The sequence below is a fragment of the Zobellella endophytica genome (assembly GCF_003012775.1).
GTDB lineage: Bacteria > Pseudomonadota > Gammaproteobacteria > Enterobacterales > Aeromonadaceae > Oceanimonas > Oceanimonas endophytica.
Genome location: NZ_PXYG01000001.1, coordinates 145916 through 170134, shown reverse-complemented (window position 1 = coordinate 170134; position 24219 = coordinate 145916). Strand labels below are relative to the sequence as shown.

General features: G+C 64.8%; 19 protein-coding genes and 1 pseudogene. 11 read left to right on the top strand and 9 right to left on the bottom strand.

Going from position 1 to position 24219, the window contains the following annotated elements:
• Positions 1–74 precede the first annotated feature (74 nt).
• The 5 genes from C7H85_RS00740 to C7H85_RS00720 all read left to right on the top strand — a co-directional run bounded on the left by C7H85_RS00740 (position 75) and on the right by C7H85_RS00720 (position 5447).
• Complete coding sequence (locus C7H85_RS00740; RefSeq protein WP_106727816.1) at positions 75–1208, top strand: ABC transporter substrate-binding protein; 1134 nt, start codon at positions 75–77, stop codon at positions 1206–1208.
• A 4-nt stretch (positions 1209–1212) separates the two neighbouring features.
• Complete coding sequence (locus C7H85_RS00735; protein WP_106727815.1) at positions 1213–2271, top strand: FecCD family ABC transporter permease; 1059 nt, start codon at positions 1213–1215, stop codon at positions 2269–2271.
• The gene (locus C7H85_RS00730; protein ID WP_106727814.1) at positions 2265–3050 is read left to right on the top strand and encodes an ABC transporter ATP-binding protein; all 786 of its coding nucleotides are present in this window, start codon (positions 2265–2267) and stop codon (positions 3048–3050) included. Before C7H85_RS00735 ends, C7H85_RS00730 begins: the two co-directional genes overlap by 7 nt.
• A 163-nt stretch (positions 3051–3213) precedes the next feature.
• Positions 3214–4467: an MFS transporter gene (locus C7H85_RS00725; protein ID WP_106727813.1), complete on the top strand. Its 1254-nt coding sequence runs from the start codon at positions 3214–3216 to the stop codon at positions 4465–4467.
• Positions 4468–4589: 122 nt separating this feature from the next.
• Positions 4590–5447: a LysR substrate-binding domain-containing protein gene (locus tag C7H85_RS00720; RefSeq protein WP_106727812.1), complete on the top strand. Its 858-nt coding sequence runs from the start codon at positions 4590–4592 to the stop codon at positions 5445–5447.
• A gap of 115 nt (positions 5448–5562) precedes the next feature.
• Here C7H85_RS00720 and C7H85_RS00715 read toward each other — a convergent pair whose 3' ends face one another.
• The 6 genes from C7H85_RS00715 to C7H85_RS00690 all read right to left on the bottom strand — a co-directional run bounded on the left by C7H85_RS00715 (position 5563) and on the right by C7H85_RS00690 (position 13158).
• On the bottom strand, positions 5563–7545 hold the full coding sequence (locus C7H85_RS00715) for an acetoacetate--CoA ligase (protein ID WP_106727811.1): 1983 nt from the start codon (positions 7543–7545) through the stop codon (positions 5563–5565).
• A gap of 11 nt (positions 7546–7556) precedes the next feature.
• A complete protein-coding gene (locus C7H85_RS00710; RefSeq protein ID WP_106727810.1) occupies positions 7557–8336 on the bottom strand; it encodes a 3-hydroxybutyrate dehydrogenase in 780 nt (259 codons plus the stop codon).
• A gap of 35 nt (positions 8337–8371) precedes the next feature.
• On the bottom strand, positions 8372–9742 hold the full coding sequence (locus C7H85_RS00705; RefSeq protein WP_106727809.1) for a TRAP transporter large permease: 1371 nt from the start codon (positions 9740–9742) through the stop codon (positions 8372–8374).
• Positions 9743–9745: 3 nt separating this feature from the next.
• Entirely contained in the window at positions 9746–10345 is a 600-nt protein-coding gene (locus C7H85_RS00700) for a TRAP transporter small permease subunit (protein ID WP_106727808.1), read from the bottom strand.
• A gap of 62 nt (positions 10346–10407) precedes the next feature.
• A complete protein-coding gene (locus tag C7H85_RS00695) occupies positions 10408–11490 on the bottom strand; it encodes a TRAP transporter substrate-binding protein (RefSeq protein ID WP_106727807.1) in 1083 nt (360 codons plus the stop codon).
• A gap of 231 nt (positions 11491–11721) precedes the next feature.
• Entirely contained in the window at positions 11722–13158 is a 1437-nt protein-coding gene (locus C7H85_RS00690) for a sigma-54 interaction domain-containing protein (protein ID WP_106727806.1), read from the bottom strand.
• 350 nt (positions 13159–13508) lie between these two features.
• On the opposite strand from C7H85_RS00690, the gene C7H85_RS00685 reads away from it, so the two are divergent.
• Positions 13509–14864 carry a DEAD/DEAH box helicase gene (locus C7H85_RS00685; RefSeq protein WP_106727805.1) on the top strand — a complete coding sequence of 452 codons (1356 nt, stop codon included), beginning with the start codon at positions 13509–13511 and terminating at the stop codon, positions 14862–14864.
• Positions 14865–15005: 141 nt separating this feature from the next.
• Here C7H85_RS00685 and C7H85_RS00680 read toward each other — a convergent pair whose 3' ends face one another.
• Both C7H85_RS00680 and C7H85_RS00675 read right to left on the bottom strand, forming a co-directional pair.
• Complete coding sequence (locus C7H85_RS00680) at positions 15006–15629, bottom strand: DsbA family protein (RefSeq protein WP_106727804.1); 624 nt, start codon at positions 15627–15629, stop codon at positions 15006–15008.
• Positions 15623–16483, bottom strand: coding sequence for an MBL fold metallo-hydrolase (locus C7H85_RS00675; RefSeq protein ID WP_106727803.1), 861 nt, complete (start codon positions 16481–16483; stop codon positions 15623–15625). Before C7H85_RS00675 ends, C7H85_RS00680 begins: the two co-directional genes overlap by 7 nt.
• A gap of 107 nt (positions 16484–16590) precedes the next feature.
• Between C7H85_RS00675 and C7H85_RS00670 the strand changes: the two genes are divergently transcribed.
• Positions 16591–17493, top strand: a complete 903-nt coding sequence (locus C7H85_RS00670; protein ID WP_106727802.1) for a LysR family transcriptional regulator — start codon at positions 16591–16593, stop codon at positions 17491–17493.
• A 57-nt stretch (positions 17494–17550) separates the two neighbouring features.
• Here the strand turns inward: C7H85_RS00670 and C7H85_RS00665 are convergent, their stop codons facing one another.
• A complete protein-coding gene (locus C7H85_RS00665; protein ID WP_106727801.1) occupies positions 17551–18339 on the bottom strand; it encodes a transporter substrate-binding domain-containing protein in 789 nt (262 codons plus the stop codon).
• A gap of 539 nt (positions 18340–18878) precedes the next feature.
• On the opposite strand from C7H85_RS00665, the pseudogene C7H85_RS00660 reads away from it, so the two are divergent.
• The 4 genes and pseudogenes from C7H85_RS00660 to C7H85_RS00645 form a co-directional block, all read left to right on the top strand.
• Positions 18879–20216 (top strand): annotated as a pseudogene (locus C7H85_RS00660) (Na+/H+ antiporter NhaC family protein); the annotation flags it as partial.
• Between the two features lie 389 nt (positions 20217–20605).
• Positions 20606–21415 carry an IclR family transcriptional regulator gene (locus C7H85_RS00655; RefSeq protein WP_106727799.1) on the top strand — a complete coding sequence of 270 codons (810 nt, stop codon included), beginning with the start codon at positions 20606–20608 and terminating at the stop codon, positions 21413–21415.
• 5 nt (positions 21416–21420) lie between these two features.
• Positions 21421–22710, top strand: coding sequence for an NAD(P)/FAD-dependent oxidoreductase (locus C7H85_RS00650; RefSeq protein ID WP_158260043.1), 1290 nt, complete (start codon positions 21421–21423; stop codon positions 22708–22710).
• A 65-nt stretch (positions 22711–22775) separates the two neighbouring features.
• Entirely contained in the window at positions 22776–24182 is a 1407-nt protein-coding gene (locus C7H85_RS00645) for a Na+/H+ antiporter NhaC family protein (protein ID WP_106727797.1), read from the top strand.
• The last annotated feature ends 37 nt before the right edge of the window (positions 24183–24219 follow it).

Here is a 24219-nt window from a genome sequence, read left to right as displayed (position 1 = left end):
TGAATACTTCCCACTTACAAAATAAGAATCGTTTGTAGTATCATATCCCGTCCTAATAACCGCACGAGAACACCATGCTTCGAAGCCCCCTTCTGACCAAGGCGATCACCGCCGTGGCGGCCGTCTGGTCGCTGGCCCTGAGTGCCGAAACCATTACCGTCACCGACATCGCCAACCGTCAGGTGGAGGTCGAGGTACCGGTGCAACGCGTCATCCTGGGCGAAGGCCGCCAGGTTTACCTCACCGCCGTGCTCGACCGGGAGAATCCCTTCCAGCGCATCGTCGGCTGGCGTGACGACTTCAACAGCGCCGATCCGGACAACTATGCCGCCTATCTGGAAAAATTCCCCGAGATGGCCGAGATCCCCGTCTTCGGCGGCTTCAAGGACGGCACCTTCGACGTCGAGCAGGCGGTGTCGCTCAAGCCCGATGTCATCATCATGAACATCGAGTCCAAGCAGGCCACCGAAGACGCCAAATACATCGAGAAACTGGCCGCCGCCGGCATTCCCCTGGTGTACGTGGATTTTCGCGAGCACCCCTTCACCCACACCGAGCCCAGCCTGCGCCTTTACGGCCAGCTGTTCGGTGAAGTGGAAAAGGCCGAGGAATTCATCGCCTGGCGCGCTGCCGAAATCGCCAGGGTGACGGAGGTGCTCGAGCAGCATCAGCCAGAGCGGCCCCAGGTGTTCATCGACCGGGCCGGCGGCTACTCGGAAGAATGCTGCATGAGCTTCGGCGACGACAACTTCGGCAAGTTCGTGGAACTGGCCGGCGGTGAGAACATCGCCAGGGACATCATTCCCGCCACCTTCGGCAACCTCCACCCGGAGCAGATCATCGCCTCCAACCCCAACCACGTCATCGTGACCGGCGGCATGTGGGAAGCCTATGTGCCCGGCGGCGGCTGGGTGGGCGTGGGCCCGGGCCAGGATCAGGCCGAAGCCCGGCGCAAGCTCGAGGCGCTGACCCATCGCCCGGCCATGACCGGCATCGAAGCGGTGCAACACAAGCAGATGCACGCCATCTGGCACCAGTTCTACAACAGCCCCTACCAGTTCGTGGGCATCCAGCAGATGGCCAAGTGGCTGCACCCCGAGCTGTTCGCCGAGCTCGACCCGGAGGCCACCTTCAAAGAGCTGCACCAGCGTTTCCTGCCCGTCGACTACCGTCCCGGCTATTGGGTGTCGCTGACCGATGCAGACTAACGCCATGACGCCAACGCAAGCCACACCTGCCGGCAGCGGCCGTTACAAGGCCATCGTCTGGCGGCGTCAGCTGATCCTGCTGGGACTGACCGCCGCGCTGCTGCTCAGCCTGTGCGCCGACCTGGCCCTGGGCCCGGCCCGCTACGAGCTGGGCGAGGTGGTGCGGGCGCTGTTCCTGCCCGACTCGGTGCCGCTGCAGGTGCGGGTGGTGCTGTGGGAAATCCGCATGCCGATCGCACTGATGGCGGTGGTGGTGGGCGCGGCGCTGGCGGTGGCCGGCGCCCAGATGCAGACCATCCTCAACAACCCGCTGGCCAGCCCCTTCACCCTGGGCATTTCCGCCGCCGCCAGCTTCGGCGCGGCCCTGGCCCTGGCCTTCGGGGTGGCCTTCATCCCGGCGGCCATCGCCTGGATGGTGCCGCTCAACGCCTTCGTCATGGCCATGCTGGCGGCCCTGCTCATCCACCTGCTCAGCGCCCGGCGCGGCATGACGGTCAACAGCATAGTGCTGCTCGGCATCGCCCTGGTGTTCACCTTCAACGCCCTGCTGGCGCTGGTGCAGTTTTTCGCCTCGACCGAGGCCCTGTCGGCGGTGGTGTTCTGGACCATGGGCAGCCTCAGCAAGGCCACCTGGCCGAAGCTGGCCATCACCACCCTGGCGCTGGTACTGGTGCTGCCGGTGTTCGTCCGCCGGGCCTGGGCCCTGACCGCCCTTCGCCTGGGTGAAGACAAGGCGGCGAGCTTCGGCGTCAAGGTCGGCCGGCTGCGGCTGGAGACCCTGCTGCTGGTAAGCCTGCTGGCGGCCATTCCGGTGTCCTTCGTGGGCACCATCGGCTTTATCGGCCTGGTCGGCCCCCATATCGCGCGCATGATCATCGGCGAGGATCAACGCTTCTTCCTGCCGGCCTCGGCCCTGGCCGGGGCGCTGATCCTCTCGGTCAGCTCGGTGGTAAGCAAGTCGTTGATCAGCGGCACCATCTTCCCCATCGGCGTGGTCACGTCACTGATCGGCATTCCCTTCTTCGTTTCCCTTATCCTGTCCCAGACGAGGCGCTCATGGTAAGCATCCGGCTCGAGGCACTCGGTGCCCGTTACGGCAAGCAATTGCTGCTGCAGGGCATTTCCACCCCCACCTTCAAGGCGGGCGAAGTGGTGGCCATCATCGGCCCCAACGCCGCCGGCAAGTCCACCCTGTTCAAGCGCATCAGCGGCCTGATCGACGGCCCCGGCCGGGTGCACGTGGAGGGCCTGCGGCCGGAAGGCGGCGGTATCAGCTACATGCCGCAGGACAGCGCCGCCAGTGCCGCGCTCAGCGTGTACGAGTCGGTGCTGCTGGCCTGCAAGCAGGGCGGCGGCTGGAGCGTGAACGAGGCCGAGCTGGCCCGTATCGATCAGACCCTGGCGGCACTCGGCATTGCCAACCTCGCCTTTCGCCACCTCGGCGAGCTCTCGGGTGGCCAGCGCCAGCTGGTCAGCCTGGCCCAGGTGCTGGTGCGCGAGCCGGACATCGTGCTGATGGACGAGCCCACCTCGGCGCTGGATCTGTCGCGCCAGGTGGAGGTGCTCGGCCACATGAAAGACCTGGCACGGGAAAAGGGCATGCTGGTGCTGGTGACGCTGCACGATCTCAACCATGTGCTGCGCTTTTGCGATCAGGCGCTGGTGATCGCCGGCGGCCGCCAGGTGGCCTGCGGCCCCACCGCCGACATTGTCACCCCGGCGCTGCTGCGCGACACCTATCAGGTGGAGGCGCGGGTGGAGTCCTGCTCCCGCGGCTTCGGCCATGTGATCGTGGACGATATCGCCAGCCAGGGCCGCACCTTCGCCCTGGCGACCGGCTAGAACAACGGCGGTGCTTGACCGTAGGGTCCACTTCAGTGGACCACCCGACCACGGCGCCGGGGTTTGGTCGAATAAATTCGACCCTACGGCGGACGGCGGTTTGGCCGCACGCCGCTTGTCTTTAAACTGATCGGTGCCCGAAGGGCACCTCACGGACCATAACGTGACCACGACCCACTACCGCCAGAGCTGGCGGATGCTGAGCCCGGCGGCCCGCCTGCTGGTGTGCAACGGCCTCTTCTTCAACCTCGCCTTCTACATGACCCTGCCCTACCTGGCCCTCCACCTGGGCGGTACCCTGGGGCTGACCGGCTGGGCCAGCGGCCTGGTGATGGGCATGCGGGTATTCAGCCAGCAGGGGCTGTTCCTGCTGGGCGGCGCCCTGGGCGATCGGCTGGGCTACCGGCCCGCCATCGTGCTGGGCTGCCTGGTCCGCAGCCTGGGCTTTGCCCTGCTCGGCTGGGCCGGAGATCTGCCGCTGCTGCTGCTGGCCGCCTTTCTCACCGGCTTTGCCGGCGCCCTCTTCACCCCCTGCGCCCAGGCTTACCTGGCGTCGGAATGCCTGGACGGCCGCCAGCGTCAGCAGGCCTTTGCCCTGCACAACCTGGCCAGCCAGCTCGGGCTGCTGCTGGGCCCCCTGGCCGGCATGCTGCTCACCGACATCGACTTTGTGGTGACCGGCCTGGTGTCCGGCGGCATCTTCCTGTTGCTGACCGCCCTGCAATGGCACCTGCTGCCCCCCAGCCCCCGCCATGTGCGGGAGCGGCCGCCCGCCTGGAGCGAACAATGGCGGGATTTAATCGGCAACGGCCCCTTCCTGCGCTTTACCCTGCTGGCCGCCGCCTACCAGCTGCTGTTCCACCAGCTGTACCTGGCCGTGCCCGCCTACATCAACAGCCAGCAGCAGGCCACCGGGTTGCTGAGCGGCGTGTTCACCCTCACCGCCATCATCGGGGTGGTGCTGCAGTTGCCCGCCAGCCAGCTGGTGCAGCGCCGCCTGGGCGTGGCCCGGGGCATGGGGTTGGGCCTCGGGCTGATGGGTATGAGCTACCTCGCCCTGCCCTGGCTGCAGCCCTGGCCGGTGGCCGCCAGCCTGACGCAGGCGGCCTGCCTGTCGCTGGGCTCCATCCTCTGCTTTCCGCTCTTTGCCGCCCACCTGCCCCACTACGCCGGCGACCGGGCGCTGGGCGGCTATTACGGCTTTTACGCAAGCCTGGGCGGTTGCGTGGCCCTGCTCGGCAACGTGCTGATCGGCGCCCTGTTGGGCGAGGCGGCGGCGACCCCGCCCGCCGCCATCTGGTACGGCCTGGCGCTGTGCGGCCTGGCGGCGGGCTGGGCCCTGTACCGGCAGCTGCGCAGGGAAGAACTGGCTAACGCCGCCGCCGCCCCGCTGGCAACCCCTCGTCGTTCTCTGTAGTCATTCCCCAAGGTGGGGGGTCCGGTGCAATAGGTTATGGATCTCCGTCTCGGCGCTGGCATTCATTGCCAAAGTTAATGACAATAACAGTGTCATTAATATTGGAAATGTCGAGCACTCAGATGAAGAACCTGCCCACGGATTTGCTGCGCACCTTTGTCACCATCAACCAACTGGGGGGCTTTACCCAGGCGGGGGAAGTGCTGGGCCGCTCCCAGCCGGCGGTGAGCCTGCAGGTGAAGCGGCTGGAAGAGCTGCTGGGCGTGAAGCTGTTCGACCGCGGCCAGGGCCTGCAGCTCACCGAGGAAGGGCAGATGCTGATGAGCTGTGCCCGCAAGATGCTGGAGCTGAACGACGCCCTCGTCTCCCGCCTGGGCACGCCCAAGGTGAGCGGCTCGGTGCGGCTGGGCATTCCCAACGACTTCGAGGTGTCCTTCCTCGCCACCACCCTGGGGCGTTTTTCCCAGTCCTATCCCAATGTGACCCTGGACGTGAGCAGCGACATCAGCGCCAACCTGCTGCACGACTACAAGAAGGGCGCCTACGATCTGGTAATGGCCATCGAGGAAAGCAACCAGCCCCATCCGCGCCTGACCGACTTTATCCTCGACCCCCTGGTGTGGGTGCGCAGCAGCAACCTGATGCTGGAGCCGGGGGCGCCGCTGCCGCTCATCCTCTACCCCAAGGGCTGCTTGTACCGCAAGTCGATCATCGACGCCCTCACCCAGGCCAACCTGCCTTGGCGCATCGTGTACAGCACCTCCAGCCTGCTCGGCATCCAGGCCGCCATCAAGGCGGGGCTGGGCATCAGCGTGCTGGCCAAAAGCACGGTGCCGGACGATCTGGAACATTCCCCCGAATACGCCCCCTGCCCGGCCCTCGGCAGCGTGTCGGTGGGCTTTTGCTACAACGGCAACGAGCTGAACGCCGCCAGCCGCATGCTGCTGGATTACCTGAGGAATGCCCTGCACCGGTTGTAACGGGCCAGCGAAGGCGGGCATCCATCCGTAGGGTCCATTTCAATGGACCACCCACCATCAACGCTGTGGTTTGGTCGAATAAATTCGACCCTACGGTTCACACTCCTTGTTATTGTCAGCCCGCTGCCGGCAGCAGGCCGGCCTGCGCCAGGCAGTCGCGGATCTGCTCCAGCGCCCGGGGGTTGGCCAGGGCGTCGTGGTTGTCGGCGCGGGCGGCGCCGTTCAGCAGCCGGGCCACCGCCAGCTCCACCTTCTTGCCGCTGCGGGTATAGGGAATGTCCGGCACCGCGACGATGTGGCGCGGCACATGGCGCGGGCTGGCACCGGTGCGGATGCGCCGGCACAGGGCCTGGCGCCGGGCCTCGTCCAGCCCGCCGGCATCCGCGGGCACCACCAGCAGCACCAACTCCACATCGCCGTCCACCTGCCGGCCCACCACCAGGCAGTCGCGCACCATGGGCTCCAGCTCCACCTGGCGGTAGATCTCGGCGGTGCCGATGCGCACCCCGCCCGGGTTGAGGGTGGCGTCGGAGCGGCCATAGATCACGGCGCCGCCCGACTCGGTAAAGGCCACGAAGTCGCCGTGGGCCCAGACCCCGGCGAAGGTCTCGAAATAGGCGGCCCGGTAGCGTTGGCCGTCGTCGTCCTGCCAGAAGGCCACCGGCATGGACGGCAGCGGCTGGCGGCACACCAGCTCGCCGCGCCCGTCCGTCACTGCCCCCTGCTCGTCCATGGCCACCGCATCCACCCCCAGCAGGCGGCACTGGATCTCGCCCCGACGCACCGGCAGCAACGGGCAGGCGCCCACGAAGCAGCCGCAGATATCGGTGCCGCCGGCAATGGAGCCCAGCAGCAGCTGGCCGGGCAGGGCCCGGTAGACCCAGTCGTAGTCTTCCGGCAACAGGGGCGAGCCGGTGGAGAACAGCAGCCGCAGCCGCTCCAGGCCAAAGCGTTGACCCGGCGCCAGCCCTTCCTTGCGGCAGCCGGCGAGAAAGCGCGCGCTGGTGCCTAGGTGGGTCACCCGCTCCTGCACCGCCAGTTCCCACAGCCGGTGCAAATCCGGGTGGCCGGGCGAGCCGTCCACCGTGATCACCGTCGCCCCGGCCAGCAGGGCCGAGGCCTGCCAGTTCCACATCATCCAGCCGCAGGTGGTGAAGTACATAAAGCGGTCGCCGCAGGCCAGGTCGCCGTGCAGGATCAGCTCCTTGGCGTGGTTGACCAGGATGCCGGCGGCCCCGTGCACGATGCACTTGGGCTTGCCGGTGGTGCCGGAGGAATAGAGGATGTACACCGGATGATCCGCCGGCAGCGGCGTGAAGGAAGGCGCGTTCCCCTCCCCCTGGGCCAGGGCCTGGTCCCAGCCGGTCACCCCTTCCGCCTCGATATGGCCCAGCTCCGGCAGTTGGCGGATGCTGACCACGCAGCGCAGCCCGGGCAGGGCCGACACCATCGCCGCGAACTCCCCGCGCCGGTCGAAACGCTTGCCGCCGTAACCGTAGCCGTTGACCAGCACCAGCGCCGAGGGGGCTATCTGGCCGAAGCGATCCAGGATGGCGCCGGCGCCGAAGTCGGGCGAGGCCGAGCTCCACACCGCCCCCATGCTGGTGGCCGCCAGCATGGCCACCAGCGCCTCGTAGCCGTTGGTCACCACCCCCGCCACCCGGTCGCCGCAACCGATGCCCTGGCGGCGGAAAAAGGCCTCCAGGGCACCCACGTCCCGCCGCAATTGGCCGTAGCTGTAGCGGGCCTCGGGGCCGGTTTCGCGGTGGCAGACCACCGCCTCCCGGCTCGCCCCCTCGCCTTCACCATGGCGCAGCAGGTTGGCGGCGAAGTTCAGCCGCATGCCGGGAAACCACTCGGCGCCCGGCATCTCCCGCCGGCCCAGCACCCGCTCAGCGGGCACCACGCAGCGCAGCCCGCAGAAGTCCCACACCGACTGCCAGAAGGGCTCGAGCTCGGTGATCGACCAGCGATGCAGGGCCTGGTAGTCGGCGAAGGTACCCAGGCCCCGCGCCTCGAGCCAGGCCAGGTAGCGGGCCAGTTGGCTGTGTTCACGCAGGGCGGGGGGCGGGGTCCAGAGGATGTCGTGCTGTTGCATGGGGTCGCCTCCTATTGCATGTGCCAGCCGTGGCTGACCACCACCGACTGGCCGGTGAGCGCCGCCGAGGGAAAGGCCGCCAGGTGCACCGCCAGTTCGGCCACGTCTTCCAGGGTGGTGAACTCGCCGTCCACCGTGTTCTTGAGCATCACCCCGCGCACCACCTCTTCCTCGCTCAGGCCCAGCTCCCGGGCCTGCTCGGGGATCTGGCGCTCCACCAGCGGCGTGCGCACGAAGCCCGGGCAGATGATGTTGCTGCGCACCCCGTGCTCGGCACCTTCCTTGGCCACCGCCCGGCACAGGCCGAGCATGCCGTGCTTGGCCGCCACGTAGGGCGCCTTGAGCGGCGAGGCTTCGAGCGAGTGCACCGAGCCCATGTACAGCATGGTGCCGCCGCCGTTGGCGTACATCTGTTGCAGCGCGGCCCGGGTCACCAGGAAGGCACCGTCCAGGTGCACCTTCAGCACCCGGCTCCAGTCCGCGTAGGAAAGCCGGTGCAACGGGTCTATGTGCTGGATGCCGGCGTTGGCCAGGGCGATGTCCAGCCGGCCCCAGTGGCGCACCAGCCGGGCCACGCCCTGCTCCACCGCCTGCTCGTCGGTTACGTCCATGCCTAAGGCGATGGCGTTGCCGCCCGCCGCCACTATGGCCAGGGCCACCTGCTCGGCCCGGCCCAGCTCCAGATCGGCCACCGCCACCCGGGCACCCTCCCGGGCATAGTGCTCGGCGATGGCCCGCCCTATGCCCTGGCCGGCGCCGGTGATCAACGCCACTTTGTTATCGAGACGCATGGTTGTTTCTCCTTGTTAAGCACCACTTCCGTGATTCAACGGCCGCCGTAGATACGCTCGGGCAGCCAGGTCGCCAGCGGCTCGAACCAGAACACCAGCGCCAGCCCCAGCAGCTGCAGGCAGATGAAGGGCAACACGCCCCAGTAGATATGGCGGGTGGTAATGCCCGGCGGGCACACCCCCTTGATGTAGAACAGCGCAAAGCCCACCGGCGGGGTCAGGAAGGAGGTTTGCAGGCAGAGCGCGAACAGCACCGCAAACCACACCGGCTCCACCCCCAGCGAGAACACCACCGGCGCCACCAGCGGCAGGATGATCAGGGTGATTTCCACCCAGTCGAGGAAGAAGCCCAGCAAAAAGGTGATGAAGAGGATGGTCAGCAGTATGCCGGTAGTGCCGAACGGCAGCCCGGTAATGGCCTGGCGGATGACATCGTCGCCGCCCAGGCCGCGCAGCACGGCGGCGAACACGGTGGCGCCGATAAAGATGCCGAAGATAAAGGCGGTGGTGCGGCTGGTCTGGTACAGGGACTCTTTCAGCACCTCCATGTTCAGCCGCCGGCTCAGCCGGGCCATCAGCAGGGCGCCGGCCGCCCCCACCGCCGAGGCCTCGGTGGTGGTGGCGATGCCGAGGAAAATGGAGCCCAGCACCGCCACGATCAGCACCAACGGCGGCACCACGGCGCACACCACGTCCCACCAGGCACGCAGGTCCATGCGCTCGCCCCGTTCGGGCGCCGGCGCCGCCTCCTTGTCGAACCAGGCCAGCAGCAATATGTAGAGCACGTACATGATCCCCAGCATCAGCCCGGGGAGCAGCGCGCCCATAAACAGCTTGCCCACCGACGCCGAGGGCGTGCCCAGCCGGTCCGCCATCAGCACCAGCATGATGCTGGGCGGCACCAGTATGCCGAGGGTGCCCACCGAGCAGGCCGTGCCCACCGCCAGGCTCTTGTTGTAGTTGGCCTGCATCATGGGCCCGAGCGACAGCATGCCGAGCAGCACCACCGAGGCGCCGACGATGCCGGTGGAGGCCGCCAGCAGCACGCCCACGATCACCACGGTCACGGCGTAGCCGCCGCGCAGCGGTCCCAGCACCCGCACCAGGCTGTGCATCAGCCGCTCGGCGATGCCGGAGCGGTCGAGCATGATGCCCATGAAGATGAACAGCGGCAGCGCCACCATCAGCTCGTTGGCCACGATGCCGAAGATGCGGGCGTCCAGCACCCCCATGGTGCCATTCCAGGTAAACCAGAGGTTGGCGTCGAACTGCTCCACCAGTACCCAGCCCAGCAGGGCGAACAGCAAGCCGGTGCCCGCCAGCACCCAGGCCACCGGAAAGCCCAGCAACAACAGCACCATAAAGGCGCCGAACATGGCGATGACCAGTAAGGTTTCCAGCTCCATGGTTTATTTCTCCATGTCCGGCAACAGGGCCCCGCCCCGGCGCGGGGCCGGCGCGTCCGCGCTGGCCCGGGGAAAGGCGAACAGCAGCGTCATGCAGCGCAGCCCGCGGGAAAACAGGGCGATGGCCACCAGCACCAGGCCCAGCGGCAGGGCGCTCTTGAAGATAAAGCGATAGGGCAGACCGCTCGGGGCCTGGGAGCGCTCGCCGTAGATATAGGCCTTGTAGGCATAGGGAATGAGCACCTCGATCATCAGCAGGATGACCGGCAGCGCCAGCAGCGTGATGCCCGCCAGCTCGATGATGGCGCGGGTGCGCAGGGAAAACTTCTCCCGCAGCACGTCCACCCGCACGTGGTCGTCGCGCACCACCGCAAACCCCAGGGTCAGCATCATGGCGATGCCGAACAGGTGCCAGGACAGCTCCTCCAAAGCGATGGAGCCCGCCGACAGCACGAAGCGGCTGAACACGTTGGCCAGCACCACCGCCAGCACCGCCAGCCAGAGCCAGGAGCTGAGCCGGCCCACGGCCGCCACCAGGGCGTCGAGCCGGCACGAGATCCGGTTGCCGGGCAGATCGGTGCCGGATTCATTAGGTTGAGACATAGCGACCTCGTTCACAGGTAAGGATGAGGCGGGCACCATGATGCCCGCCGTTTGAGATCGCCTCAGTCGTACCGGTAGAAGTCGCGCGGCAGGTAGCCCTTGCCGTGCCAGATAGCGTGGTGTTTCATAAAGTTGCGCTGGCTGGTCAGCACCCGGTTGAACATCTCGTCCTCGGCGGCGATGTCGTTCATCACTTGGGCGGTGACTTTTTCCAGCTCGCGCAGCACCGGCTCGGGCAGTACCTGTGCCTTCACCCCTTCCTTCTCGTAGTCACGCAGCGCCGTGGGCTGGGCCCACTCGCTCTGGGCGAAGCCCTTGAGGGTGGCGGACTCGCAGCCCATCTCGAGCAGCGCCCGGGTCTGGGGCTCGAGGCCGTTCCAGACGTCCTTGTTGACCAGCAGGTGCGAGGTGGTCAGGGTCTGGTGCCAGCCGGGCATGATGTAGTTTTTCACTATCTGATCCAGGCCCAGCATCTTGTCGATGGCCGGCTGGGAGAACTCGGTGGCGTCGATGGTGTTGCGCTCCAGCGACTGGAAGATCTCCGCCCCCGGCACCATGGTGACCGAGGCGCCCAGCCGCTCCAGCACCTTGCCGCCGATACCGGCGAAGCGGATGCGCAGATCCTGGAAGTCCTCCAGACTCGCAATCTGCTGCTTGAACCAGCCGGCCCCTTCCGGCCCTATGATGCTGCACAGCATGGGGTGGATGTTGCGCTCGGCGTAGATCTCCTCCAGCAGGGCCTTGCCGTCGCCTTCGTAATACCAGGCCAGGTAGGCCGGCGGCTCCATGTTGAAGGGTGCGCCCGAATAGAGCGGCAGGGCGGCGATGGTGCCCTGGTCGTAGCCGACCCAGGTGTAGCCCGCCGGATACTTGCCCGAGCCCACCGCGTCCATGATCTCGAAGGGCGGTACCAGCTCGCCCGGCTCGTAGTAACGCAGCTGTACTTCGCCGTCCGAAATGGCCGCCAGCGACTCGGACAGGTGCTTGACCGGCGTGGTCAGCCCCACCAGATGGGAAGGAAAGGCCAGCGGCACCTGCCAGCGCACCTTTTCCACGGCGGCGGCCGGGGCACTGATCACACCGGCGCACAGCGCGGCGGCGGCCATACCCTGGGTAAAGCGGGACAACGTGTTCTTGATCGACATGGATTATTCCTTCTGCTTGGTTCAATCCTTGGGCCCGGCGGTGACTCAACCGGGTACGATGACGTCCATCCCATTAAATACATGAAATGTGCCAAATATGTAAATTTTATGTGAAACAATGGTTTACAGAAATGCGCGCGCGGCGGAGCGGTCAACCCGTCCTGAAATCAGGACAGGCGGGAGGGTGAGGGTCATTTGAAGCGTCCTGAAAGCCGGACAACTGTCCGGAATTCAGGAATGGCGGGCCAGCTTTTCGTAGAACACGGAGCGGGACACCCCCAGCAGCCGGGCCGCCTGACTGCGGTTGCCCCCGCAGCGGGCCAGGGCGGCGTGAATGGCCTCGGCCTCGGCGCGCGCCAGCACCTCGGCCAGGGGCCTGGGTTCGGGCTCCGCCGCCCCGGGTCCGGCGCCGGTTTGCTCCGCTTGCGGCTGCGCCGACGCGGCCGGCACAGGCAGCACCCGGCGCAGGGTATCCACCTCCAGCACTTCGGCGCCCTCGCTCATGGTGAAGGCCCGCTCCAGCACGTTGCGCAGCTCGCGGATATTGCCCGGCCAGGGGTGGCGGCCCAGTTCGGCCACCGCCGCGTCGGTGATCTCGACCCGCTCCTGGCCGATGCAGATGTCTTCCAGCAGGGTTTCGCACAAAATGCCCAGATCCGCCAGCCGCGCGCGCAACGGCGGAATGGGAATTTCCAGCACGTTCAGCCGATAGTAGAGATCGGAACGAAAGCTGCCCTCGGCCACCATGGCGGCCAGATCCCGGCTGGTGGCGGCCAGCACCCGCACGTCCACCGGCACCACCTGGTTGGAGCCCAGCGGCTCTATCTCCCGCTCCTGCAGGGCACGCAGCAGCTTGGCCTGCAGTCCCTGGGGCATGTCGCCCACCTCGTCCAGGAACAGGGTGCCGCCGTGGGCCAGCTGGAACTTGCCCTCGCGCGTACGCCGCTCGGCGCCGGTATAGGCCCCCGGCGCCACCCCGAAGAATTCGGCTTCGAGCAGATTTTCCGGAATCGCGGCCAGGTTCACCCCCACGAAGGGCCCCTCGGCCCGGGCCGAGAGCGAATGGATGGCCTGGGCCAGCACCTCCTTGCCGGTGCCGGTTTCGCCCAGCAGCAGCACCGGAATATCGCGCCCCGCCGCCAGCCGGGCCCGGCGCTTGACCTCCAGCGCCGCCGGGCTGGCGCCGACGAAGTCGCCCAGCTGGTAGCGGGTGCCCCGACCGCGTTTGGCCAGGGCGCGCTTGGCCGCCAACAGATCCTGGTGCAGGCGGCGGTATTTGCTGACCAGGGGCGTGAGCGGTTGCAGATCGTCGAACAGCACGAAGGCCACGGCCCCGCTCACCCGCCCCTGCTCGTCGAAGAACGGCAGCCGGGTCACCACCAGCTGCTGGCTCTGGTATTCCATGATGTCGAGCAGCAACGGGCGGCCGGTTTCCACCACTTCCGGCATCCGGCTGTGGGGGATCACCGCGCGTACCGGCCGGCCGATGACGGTGTGGGCGTCGGCAATGCCGAGCAGGTTGGCATAACGGGCATTGATCCAGCTGATGCGCCCTTCCCGGTCCACGGCAATGGCGCCGGCGCTGGCCTGCTCAAACATGGGAAACAGCACTTCAATCAGTTCCCGGGTCAGGCCATTGCCTGACTGGGGCTCAAACGGCATGGGCATGGCGGGGCCTCCGTGGCGCACAATGACTCCGATGTTAGCCAAAAGCCCCGCCGAATTCGAGGTGCCGGCCCATCCTCCTATAACGGCCGCAGAAAAACCCGGGCTGCCGCCTGCGCGGGAGTGACACCTCCCCGTCATCCCCGCGAAGGCGGGGATCCAGGACAAGGTACACTAGCCCGAACCACGGCGCCGGATCTGCAGCCGCGACTGGACTCCCGCCCGGCTCCGGCCGATATCGCCCCGAATAACGCCGGATCATTACATCCGCCCCGAGTTTCGCTACAATATGCTCCTTTTTCCACGGTGGCCCGGTCCGGGCCGGCCGACTCCCCTACTCCCGGAGCAGTGACTTGGCGCAACAATCCCCACATTTCAACGATTTTGGACTGGACTCCCGTCTTCTCAAGGCCCTGGGCCACCTGGGCCTGGACGCCCCCACCGAGATCCAGGAAAACGCCATTCCTGTGGTGCTGGCCGGCCATGATCTGATGGCCTCGTCCCAGACCGGCTCCGGCAAGACCCTGGCCTTTCTGCTGCCGGCCCTGCACCGGCTGTTGAAAACCAAAGCGCTGAGCAAGCGGGATCCGCGCGCCCTGATCCTGGCCCCCACCCGGGAGCTGGCCAGGCAGGTGTTCAGCCAGCTGCGTTCGCTCACCAGCGGCAGCGGGCTCAACATCGCCCTGTTATTGGGCGGCGAAAACTTCAACGATCAGCTCAAGGCGCTGCGCAAGTCGCCGGATGTGATCGTGGCCACGCCGGGCCGGCTGGCCAACCACCTGGAGGCCCGTTCGCTGCTGCTGAACGGCCTGGAGCTGCTGATCCTGGATGAGGCCGACCGCATGCTGGACCTGGGCTTCGCGCCCCAACTGGCGCAGATCCACCAGGCCGCCGACCACCGCCGCCGCCAGACCCTGATGTTCTCCGCCACCCTGGATCACGCCGAGGCGAACGACATGGCCGCACTCCTGCTCAAGGCGCCCAAGCGGGTGGCCGTGGGGGCCGCCAACGCCGAGCACCAGGATATTGAACAGCGTTTCATGCTGTGCGACCACTTGGATCACAAGCAGGCGCTGCTGATGCACCTGCTCGGCCATGAAGACTACCAGCAGGCCATCGTCTTCACCGCCACCCGCGCCGACACCGAGCGGCTGGCCACCCTGTTGCAGGAGCAGGGACAGGCCGCCGCCGCCCTGCACGGCGACATGAGCCAGGCCGAGCGCAACCGCATCATGGACGCCTTCGGCCGGGGCCAGCAGCGGCTGCTGATCACCACCGATCTGGCCTCGCGCGGGCTGGATTTGCTGCAGGTATCGCTGGTGGTGAACTTCGATCTGCCCAAACAGGCGGAAGAATACGTGCATCGCGTCGGCCGAACCGGTCGTGCCGGTGCCAGCGGTGCGGCGGTATCGCTGGTGGGGCCCAAGGACTGGGACGCCTTCAAACGCATCGAGCGCTTTCTGCAACAGGACATCGCCTTTGCCAGCATCGAAGGGCTGGAAGGCAAGTTCAAGGGCATCAGGCCCAAGGCGGCCAGGCCCGTCGCCAAGGCCGGCCCCAAGCCAGCCGCCAAGGGCAAGCCCGAGCGTGCGCCGGTGAAAAAACCCGCCAAGCCGGCGCACAGCCGGGCCGAGCGCTTTACCGGCCCGGGCCTGGGCTCCGACGACGGCACGGCCCCCATGCGGCGCAAGAAACCCAGCGGCGAATAAGGCAGACGAAGAAATTTACCGAGTCGATTGGCTGGGTTGACTTGTAGGGTCGAATTTATTCGACCAAACCACGGCGCCGTTATCGGAAAGGTCCACTGAAGTGGACCCTACCCAGGACCAAAACACGGCACCGCATTTTGCTCAGGGCAATTGCTGTTGCCAGAAGGAGTGCCATTCGTCCGGGTGGCCATAAAACCGGCTCAGGCCGATGGCCTGCCACTGCCCTTCCCTTTCCATCAGCAGCGACGGAAAACCGCCCAGGCCGAACTGCTCCATCAATTGACGGGTGCGCCGCACCGCGGCTTCCACCTCCTCGCCCGCCCGGCTCATGGCCTGGGCCCAGGCCTCGGGGCCGATACCGAGCTGGCCTGCCAGGGCGGACAGGGTTTCCGGCCGGTACACCGGCAACCCGGACTGGTAATGGGCCTGCTGGATGCGGTGCAGCATTTCCACCTCCGCCAGCCCCAAATGCCCGGCGGCGATCACCGCCTGAGCGGTAATATAGGAGTCCAGCACCAGGGGCGCGCCGCCGGCGACCCGCGCCAGGTAAGGCGCCCCGAAAACCTGCCCCGTCTGCGCCTCGATGCGTTGATCGGCCTCGAGAATATGCCGGCGAAAACCGGCATCAATCGCGGTTTTACGTATCATGCCGCCGGGGTGCAGCGCCAGCCGCACACCGTCCATCCGGCTCAGTTGCCCGATAAGGGAGGCGGCGCCGTAGCACCAGCCGCACATGGGGTCGAACATATAATGCGCCGTTACCATGTCATTTCTCCCATATGGACCTTGGCCCCGATTTCCAGCGCCATGGGCAGGCCCGCCTCGGGGTAGGCCCGGCTCAGGGCATCGATAAACTGGGCGCTATCCTTGCTCTCGGCCTTCGCCCCGGCAAAGTCCGCCAGGTAGCGCTGCGAAAAGGCGATGGCGGAGGCATCGGTTTGGGTGCCCGGCAGCATATGGCCGGGGATCACCAGCTCGGGCTCGAGGGCCGCCATGTCGTCCAGTTGCCCGGCCCAGGCGGCACGCTCTTCATCGCCTTGGGCGTCGGCCATCCACAGGTGCACGTTGCCGTATACCGCCACGTTGCCCAGAATCGCCTTGTTGGCCGGGATCCACAGGTAAGGGCGATGGCTCAGTGTGCCGTCGGTGCCGCGGATCTCGATGATCTGGCCGTCGATGCTCAGGCTGTTGCCGTTGTAGGCCGTGGGCAGCACCGGCTTGACCGGCGCGTTGTCGCCCATTTTGGGCGCCCAGAACGCCAGTTTGTCTTCCAGTTTCGAGGCAATGACGTCACGCACCGCCGGCGTGGCGACCAGCTCCGCCTGGGGGAACAGCTGCTGCAGCACCTCGGCGCCGAAGTAGTAGTCCGGATCCGCCTGGCTGATAAAGATGGTCTTGAGCCGTTTGCCCGAGTCCAGCACCCTGGCGGCGATGCGCAGCGCGTCCGCCCGGGTAAAGCCGGTATCGACCACCATGGCTTCGGTGTCGCCGTACACCAGGGTGGAATTGACGTGGAAACTGTTGCCGTCGGCGTTGTATACCTCCAGCGTCAAGGGTGGTGCCGCCATGGCGGCGCCGGACAGCAGCAGGCCGGCGGCGAGGGTGGTGACTGTGTTCATCTGGGTTGCTCCGAATGGGTTTGTTGTATGGGGAGCAGTTTACGGCTTGAACTTGTTCGGATATATGGCTAAAAAACAACATCATTATTTCTTAAACCGAGCATGTAATGGATCGTTTGACCGCCGCCCGGGTATTTGTCGATGTGGCCGCCACCCAGAGCTTTACCGCCACCGCCGAGCGGCTGGAAATGTCGCGCCCCATGGTGACGCGCTATATCGACGCCATGGAAAGCTGGCTTGCTGCCCGCCTGCTCAACCGCACCACGCGCCGGGTGTCGCTCACCTCCGCCGGCGAGCAGTGCCTGCCGCAGGTGCAGGCCTGGGTCGAGCAGGCGGAAGGGTTGCAGTTTCAATTGATGGGGCGGGACGAGCCGGCGGGGAAAATCCGGGTGGCGGCCAGCATGTCCTTCGGTTTTGCCCAGCTCATCCCCGCCGTTAAGGCCTTTATGGCACGCCACCCCCGGGTGGATATCGACATAGAGGTGCAGGACAGGGCGGCCGATCTGGTGGCGGAGCGCATCGATCTGGCCATTCGCATCGCCGCCGACCCGGATCCGTCGCTTATCGGCAAGCCCATCGGCCGCTGCGAGTCGGTGCTGGTGGCCAGTCAACGCTACCTCGACGGCGCGCCGGAGATCACCCGGCCCGCCGATCTGACCCGGCACCGGTGCCTGGGCTACAAGAACTTCGAACGCCATATCTGGCATTTGAGCCGCGACGGCCGGCACGAATCGGTGGAAGTAACTTGCCGGCTGACGGCGAACGAGGCCACCACCCTGCTGAGCGCGGCGCTTCAGGACATGGGCGTCGGCCTGCAGCCCGCCTACCTGGCCCAGGGCGCCCTGGCCCGCGGCGAGCTGGTACGGCTGTTGCCGGAATGGCAGCCCAAGGTGATGGACATTTACGCCCTCTATCCCTCGCGCAAACACCTCTCCCCGGCGGTGCGCGCCCTGATCGACCACCTGGCCGACTGGTTTGCCGATGGCACATGGCAGGATATTAGGCTGTAGCTTGCCCGCGAGCGCCGCTTTGCGGCCACCGGAAGGCCGCAAAGCACGGGGTGCCTGTCAGGGGGTGTCGCCGTAGATATCATAGGGAAAATAGCGGGAAGCAATTTCCTGATGGATCCCTTTTTCCCTCAGGGTCAGTATGCCCCGGTTGAGCAGCTCGGCCAGGTCCTGATCCTGTTTGCGCACGGCGATGCCGATCCCCTTGCCGAACCAGGCCTCTTCGGTGAAGACCGGCCCGGAAAAGTGAAACTCCCGGCCATCCGGCTTGTCGAGCAGGCCGCTCTGGATGCCGAGGGCGCCGCCAAACACGGTGTCGACACGTCCGGCCCGCAGATCCATAAAGGCTTCATCGAAGGTGCCGTAACGCACAATATCGATGCCGTTGTGTTTATCGGTGAGGTACTTGTCGCCAATGGTCGCCCTTTGCACCCCGACTTTAAGATTGGCCATGCCGGCATCGCTAAAGTCGATCTCGTTCTCTTTGTGGGTGACGAAACGGGTGGGCACCCGGGCGTAGGGAATGGTAAACAGCACCGTCTTCTCCCGCTCGGGCGTGATGGTCATGGCCGCAATAATGGCATCGTGCTTGCGCGACAGCAGGGCCGGAATAATGCCGTCCCAGTCTTGCGCCGCAATCCGGCATGTGACTTGCAGCTCCTCGCACAAGGCCCGGGCCAGATCGACCTCGAACCCTTCCAGCTCGCCATCGGTGGTGGTCCAGCTGAACGGCGGGTAAGACCCCTCCACACTGAACTTGATCTCTTTCCATTCCCGGGCCTGTCCGGTACAGGCCAGGCTTAACAACGCCGCTCCCAGCAGGGAGGATTGCCAGAATCCGTGCTTCATCCTGAATGTTCCTTGTTGGTATTTATCGCCATAAACGGCGAAAAAATAAAATGTGACAATGGCAGCAGTTAACGAAAGATGATGCCAAACATCACGTTATAAGCAGGAGTAGATAATGGTCAACAAGGAGATGTTGGATATATGTGAATTTAGTTAAAACTGTGAGGCGGGCGTAATATTGAGCCAAACGAAGCTCCTTTGGCTGACCCTCCCCCGTCATCCCGCGAAGGCGGGGAACCAGGGCAATACCCGAAAGACCGTGTTTAATGGCGGACTTGGCCGCTAAATTCCGAAAACACCATGAGTAATAAACCGAACTTAATTCATTATCTTTCAGATCCGGCTTGAAACCAGCCGGAGCACACTTTACAGTGCCCCGCCTAAAAACAGGCAGAAACAGTGGGTTACATTTTGTCCACCCATGCCAAATAAAATCCTGACGCCGGTCAACGATTTCATGCTGCCATCGGGTGGCTTACTCTCCGCTAGTTGTTAATACAAGACACCGCCAATGGCCGCGGTTCTGGAAGGATCATGCTATGGAACAAACAGATATAAGCTCGCTCATTCCCATCGCTTTCACCCTGGTGTTATCGCTGGCCACCCGTAATGTGGTGATCGGCCTGTTCGCCGGGGTACTGAGCGGCGTGGTCATGCTTAATGACTGGCTTCACCCGCTCGACACCTTTGGCATTCTGGTCCAGAACCACCTGGTGCCCCAACTGACCGACAGCTACAACGCCGGTGTGCTGGTGTTGCTGGTCTTTATCGGCGGATTCGTCGCCTTGATGGAACAGTCCGGCGGCGGCCAGGCCTTTGCCCTGAAAGTGACCCACTGGGTCAGCAGCAAGTGCCGGGCCCAGATTTCTTCCTGGCTGGGCGGTATCGTTATCTTTTTTTCCGATCTGGGCACCCCGCTGATCGTGGGGCCGGTGTTCCGCCCGCTGTTCGACAAGCTTAAGCTGTCCCGTCAGAAACTGGCCTTTATCATCGACTCCACCGCCTCGCCGGTTGCCATTCTTATCCCCTTTATCGGCTGGGGAGTCTATATCATGGGGCTGCTGCAAAAAGAGTTTACCGCCCTGGCGCTGGACATCACCGACTGGCAGGCCTTTGTTCAGGCCATCCCCTTCCAGTTTTATGCCTTTCTGGCCATTTTTATCGTGCCCCTGGTGGCGCTGAAGAAACTGGACTTCGGTCCCATGGCCGATGCCGAACAGCAGGCCGAACGGGGAGTCATTGCCGCCGGCCCCCAGCAGCAACTCAGCCCCTTTACCCATGCCAGCGCCAAGGCCTCGTTCGTGTGGGCGCCCCTGCTGGTGATGGCCATCGTATTGATCAGCATGCTGGCCCCGTTAGGGTTTCCGTTTGCAAAGGTCTCCGGCTCCGTGTTTCGGGCGGCCCTGTCCAGTGCCTACTTTTTCGCGGCCATGACCCTGATCGGCCTGATGGCCGTTTACGGTGTGCGCAAACTGAATGACGGCATCGCCGTGTACCTGAAAGGCATGGGCAACATGATGCAGGTGGCCATTGTGCTGATCCTGGCCTGGACCCTCAGCAGCATAGGCAAAGAGCTGGGCGCGGCCGCCTATATTGCCGAGCAGGCCCAGGCCGGCTTCCCCTACTGGCTGGTGCCGGCCGTGGCCTTCCTGCTCTCGGCCATCATATCCTTTGCCACCGGCTCATCCTGGGGCACCTTCGCCATTATGATGCCACTGGTCATTCCCACCGCCGTGGCCATTGACGCCCCCTTGTATGCCAGCATTGGCGCGGTATTGTCCGGCGGCCTGTTCGGCGACCACTGCTCGCCTATTTCCGAAACCACCATCCTGTCTTCCACCGGCTCCGGCTGCGATCAGTTTGAGCACTTTCGCACCCAACTGCCCTATGCCCTGCTCAACGGCGGCATTGCCCTGGCGTGCTTTATGGTGGCCGGCCTGATGGAAAGCCCGCTGATCCTGCTTGCCGCACTGACCGCCCAGCTGTGCCTGGTTTATCTGCTGGCCAGGGTGCACAACAGCAAACTGGCGGTCCAGGCGGCCTGATCTTCGGCGAGACGAAGCCGACCAAAGAAACTAAATCCACTGCCGGTGCCGGCAGTGGATTTTTTAGTTTATGGGCCGGTGCGGCCACAAAATCCGAAGGGTATGAGCACCGGCAACCCCAGGCCGGGTATTGCACGACGTCAACCCATATTCCCATATATCGGGACGATTAAAGTCGGCCGTCTCGTTATGATTCTGTTAAAACCACCACAGGTATCCCTATGCAAACGCCTCCGCCATCTGCCAGACCACAGAGCCTGGGCCCACAAACCCTGGCCCGGGCCATGACATTGCTGCGCATTGTTGCCGAGAGCGGGTACCGGGGCGCCACCGTAGACGATTTTTTGTGCCAGACCGAGCTCAGCCGCACCACCGTCTATCGCCTCTTGCAAGGCTTGCGGCAGGAAGGTTTTCTGCGTTCGGGGCAGGAACGGGGCCGCTATTACCTGGGCTATGAATTGCTGGTGCTGGGCTCGAAAGCCGGCAACGGCAGCGGCCTGCGGGAACTCGCCCGGCCTTGCCTGCTGCGCCTGGCCGAACAGCTTGGCGACAGCTTCTTTCTGTTTATCCGGGACGGCTATTACGCCATTTGCCTCGAGGTCCAGCATGGCCGCTACCCCGTTGCCAGCTTTGCGCGCAGCATTGGCGGGCGCATGCCGTTGGGCGTCGGCCAGGCCTCCATCGCCCTGTTGGCGGATCTGAATACCGCCGAGTGCGCGCATATCCTGGAGCACAACGCCCCCAGGCTGGCACGGGAATATGCCATCGACACCCGTGCCATCCTGGCCGAGATAGAGCACCTGAGAACGCAAGGCTTTGCCCGCGGGGTAGAGAGTTCGGGGCTGCCCGAATATACCGGCCTGGCCCTGCCCATCATCGACCATAGCGGCCACCCCATGGGCGCCCTCAGCTGCTCCATGCTGAAATCACGAAAAACCCCGCAACACCAGGAGCAGATCATCGGCGCCATGAAAAACGAAATCGCCACCATGGTTCAACAAGCGCGCGGACTCATCAGCCTGGAGGAATGACGGCTATGCCCCAACACCACACCTATCCGGGCTACCAGCGTAGCTGCGGCTGGAACGACCTGCTGGCCAAACGGGAGCCCGCGCCCGCCCTCGAGGATAGCCAGCGGGCCGATGTCGTCGTGATTGGCGCCGGTTTTACCGGGATGGCGGCGGCCCGGTACTGGGCCCGGCAACGGCCGGATCAATCCGTTTATCTGCTGGATGCGTCTCATGTCGGCGAAGGCAGCCCGGGCAGGAACTCCGGCTTTTTGCTTGAAATTGCCCTCGCCAATGATGCGGCGACGGATCAACTGCTCCGGATGGGGGAAATCAACCGGCTCAGCAGGCAGACGGTTGCCCGGCTGAAGCTCTTTATTGAAGAGCACGCCATCGACTGCCAATGGCGGCAGTCGGGCACCTACCGCGCCGCGGCGGGTGACGCCGGCATGAAATCCCTGACCGCCTACCGGACCTTTTTGCAGGCGGCCGGCCTGGAATTCGAGGAGCTGTCGCGCGCCCAGCTGGCCGAACGGACCGGCTCGGCGTATTACCGAGCCGGCCTGTACTCGCCCGACTGCACCCTGGTGCAGCCGGCCGCCCTGATCCGGGGGCTGGTAGACAACCGGCCCGGGAACATCTCCCTGTTTGAACACAGCCCGGTAACCACCCTTGCCCACGACCATCAGCATTGGCGAGTGACCACGCCCCGGGGCGAGGTGCAGGCACGGCATGTCATCCTGGCCAACAACGCCTTTTCACGCCACCTGGGGGCCGATCCCGCCCGGTTGAGCGTGATCTATACCTATGCCGCCCTCACCGCCCCCCTGCCGGATGCCGTCTGGCAGCGACTTGGCGCCGGCTGCTGGGGGCTGCTGCCCGCCCATCGGCTGGGCTGCACCTTGCGCACCACCGCGGACCGGCGCTTGCTGATCCGCTCGGAATACAGCTTCGAACAGGAGTCGGACAACGACGCCGTTGCCCTGAAACTGCAGGCAAGCCTGCAGCGGCGCTACCCGGATCTGGCCCTGCCGTTTACCCATGTATGGGGCGGAACGACCGGCTTTACCCACAACGGCGCGCCGCTATGGGGAGAGATAGGCCCGCGACTCCATGTGGCGGCCGGCTGCAATGGCGGCGGTGTGGTCAAGGGCACCCTGCTGGGAGAGCTATTGGCCAGACAGGCCCTGGGGGAAACCGTTCCGGACATCGCCCGGCTGTTCGGGCAGGCCAGCTGGATGCCGCCGCAACCGGTGCGCCGCCTTGGCTTCCAGCTCGTTTCAAACTGGGAAAAACACCGCGCGAAAGACGAAAGATAAGAGCCGGTTTACGATCGTAAACCGACTCCAGGACCTTTTCACAGGATAAACAAGGATACTTTGCTATGGACAACATGGAACACCTGGGAGCCATTTCGATACTGCCGGCAACCATCGCCATCATTTTGGCCTTTATTACCCGGAATACGGTTTTCTCCCTGGCGGTGGCCTGCTTTGTGGGGGTATTGGCCATGGGCAGCGGCCTGTTGGGCTTCCCTACCCTGCTGAAAAACTCGCTGGGCACCACCAGCTTCTCCTGGATACTGCTGCTGGAGCTGTTTATCGGCGTGGTCATCGCCTTCTTCCAGCGCACAGGGGCGATACGCAACTTTACCCTCTGGGTAGAAAAGAAAGCCCTGACCCGGGTAAAAGTGCAGCTGGTCGGCTGGTTTATGGGCATGTTCGTGTTCTTCAGCGACTACTTCAGCCCGCTGTTCGTCGGCTCCACCATTCGGGGGTTAACCGATAAATTCCGGGTGTCGCGCGAAAAGCTGGCCTATATTGCCGACTCGACCTCCGCCCCGGTGAGCGTGCTGGTGCCCATTACCGGCTGGGCGGTGTTTATTGCCGGGCTGCTGATCGGCATCGGCCCCATTGAAAATGCCGAGCAGGCGATGAGCGTTTTTGTGCACTCCATTCCGTTCAATACCTATGCCTTGCTGGCCGTGGCCATGGTCGGGCTGGTCATCCTCAAGATTGTTCCGGACTTCGGCCCCATGCGCGCCGCGGAAAAAAGGGCCCAGGAGCAGGGAAAGGTACTGCGGGACGGCGCCGATCCGCTGATGGGAGAAGAGCTGACCGACATCAAGCCCCATGAAAGCGCCGGCACCGGGCTGCTGCTGAACTTTTTCCTGCCGGTCTTTATCGTTATCGGCGTGGCGGTGGGCACCTTTATCGGCATGGGCTCGGCAAAAACCATGGAAGCCTTTCTGTGTGCCGCCGTGGTGTCCGGCATCGTCATGAGATTCCAGGGCATTCCGTTCAACGATATTATGAAAACAGCCACCTCGGGCATGAAAGGCGTAATGCCGGCCATTATCATCCTGGCGTTCTCCTATGCCCTGAACCAGCTGTCCAAGGACATGGGCACGGCGAAATTCATTATAGAAGCCACCCAGTCCTGGCTGACCCCGGCCCTGCTGCCGATGCTGACCTTTTTGATTGCCGCCATTATCGCCTTCTCGACCGGCACTTCCTGGGGCACCTTCGCCATTATGATGCCCCTGGCCGCCCCCCTGGCCTTCAGCTTCAGCGCCAATGAAATAACCCCCCTCATCTACGCCACCGTGGCGGCGGTGGCGGGCGGCGGCGTGTTTGGCGACCACTGCTCCCCCCTCTCCGACACCTCCATACTGGCATCGACGGGCGCGGCCTCGGACCATATCGATCATATCAAGACCCAGATCCCCTATGCCCTGGTGGTCGCCTTGCTGTCGGCCATGATCTACCTGATGATCGGGCTTTCGTTGTAACGGTGCAGCCAACCCGGTCGAATAAATTCGGCCCTAC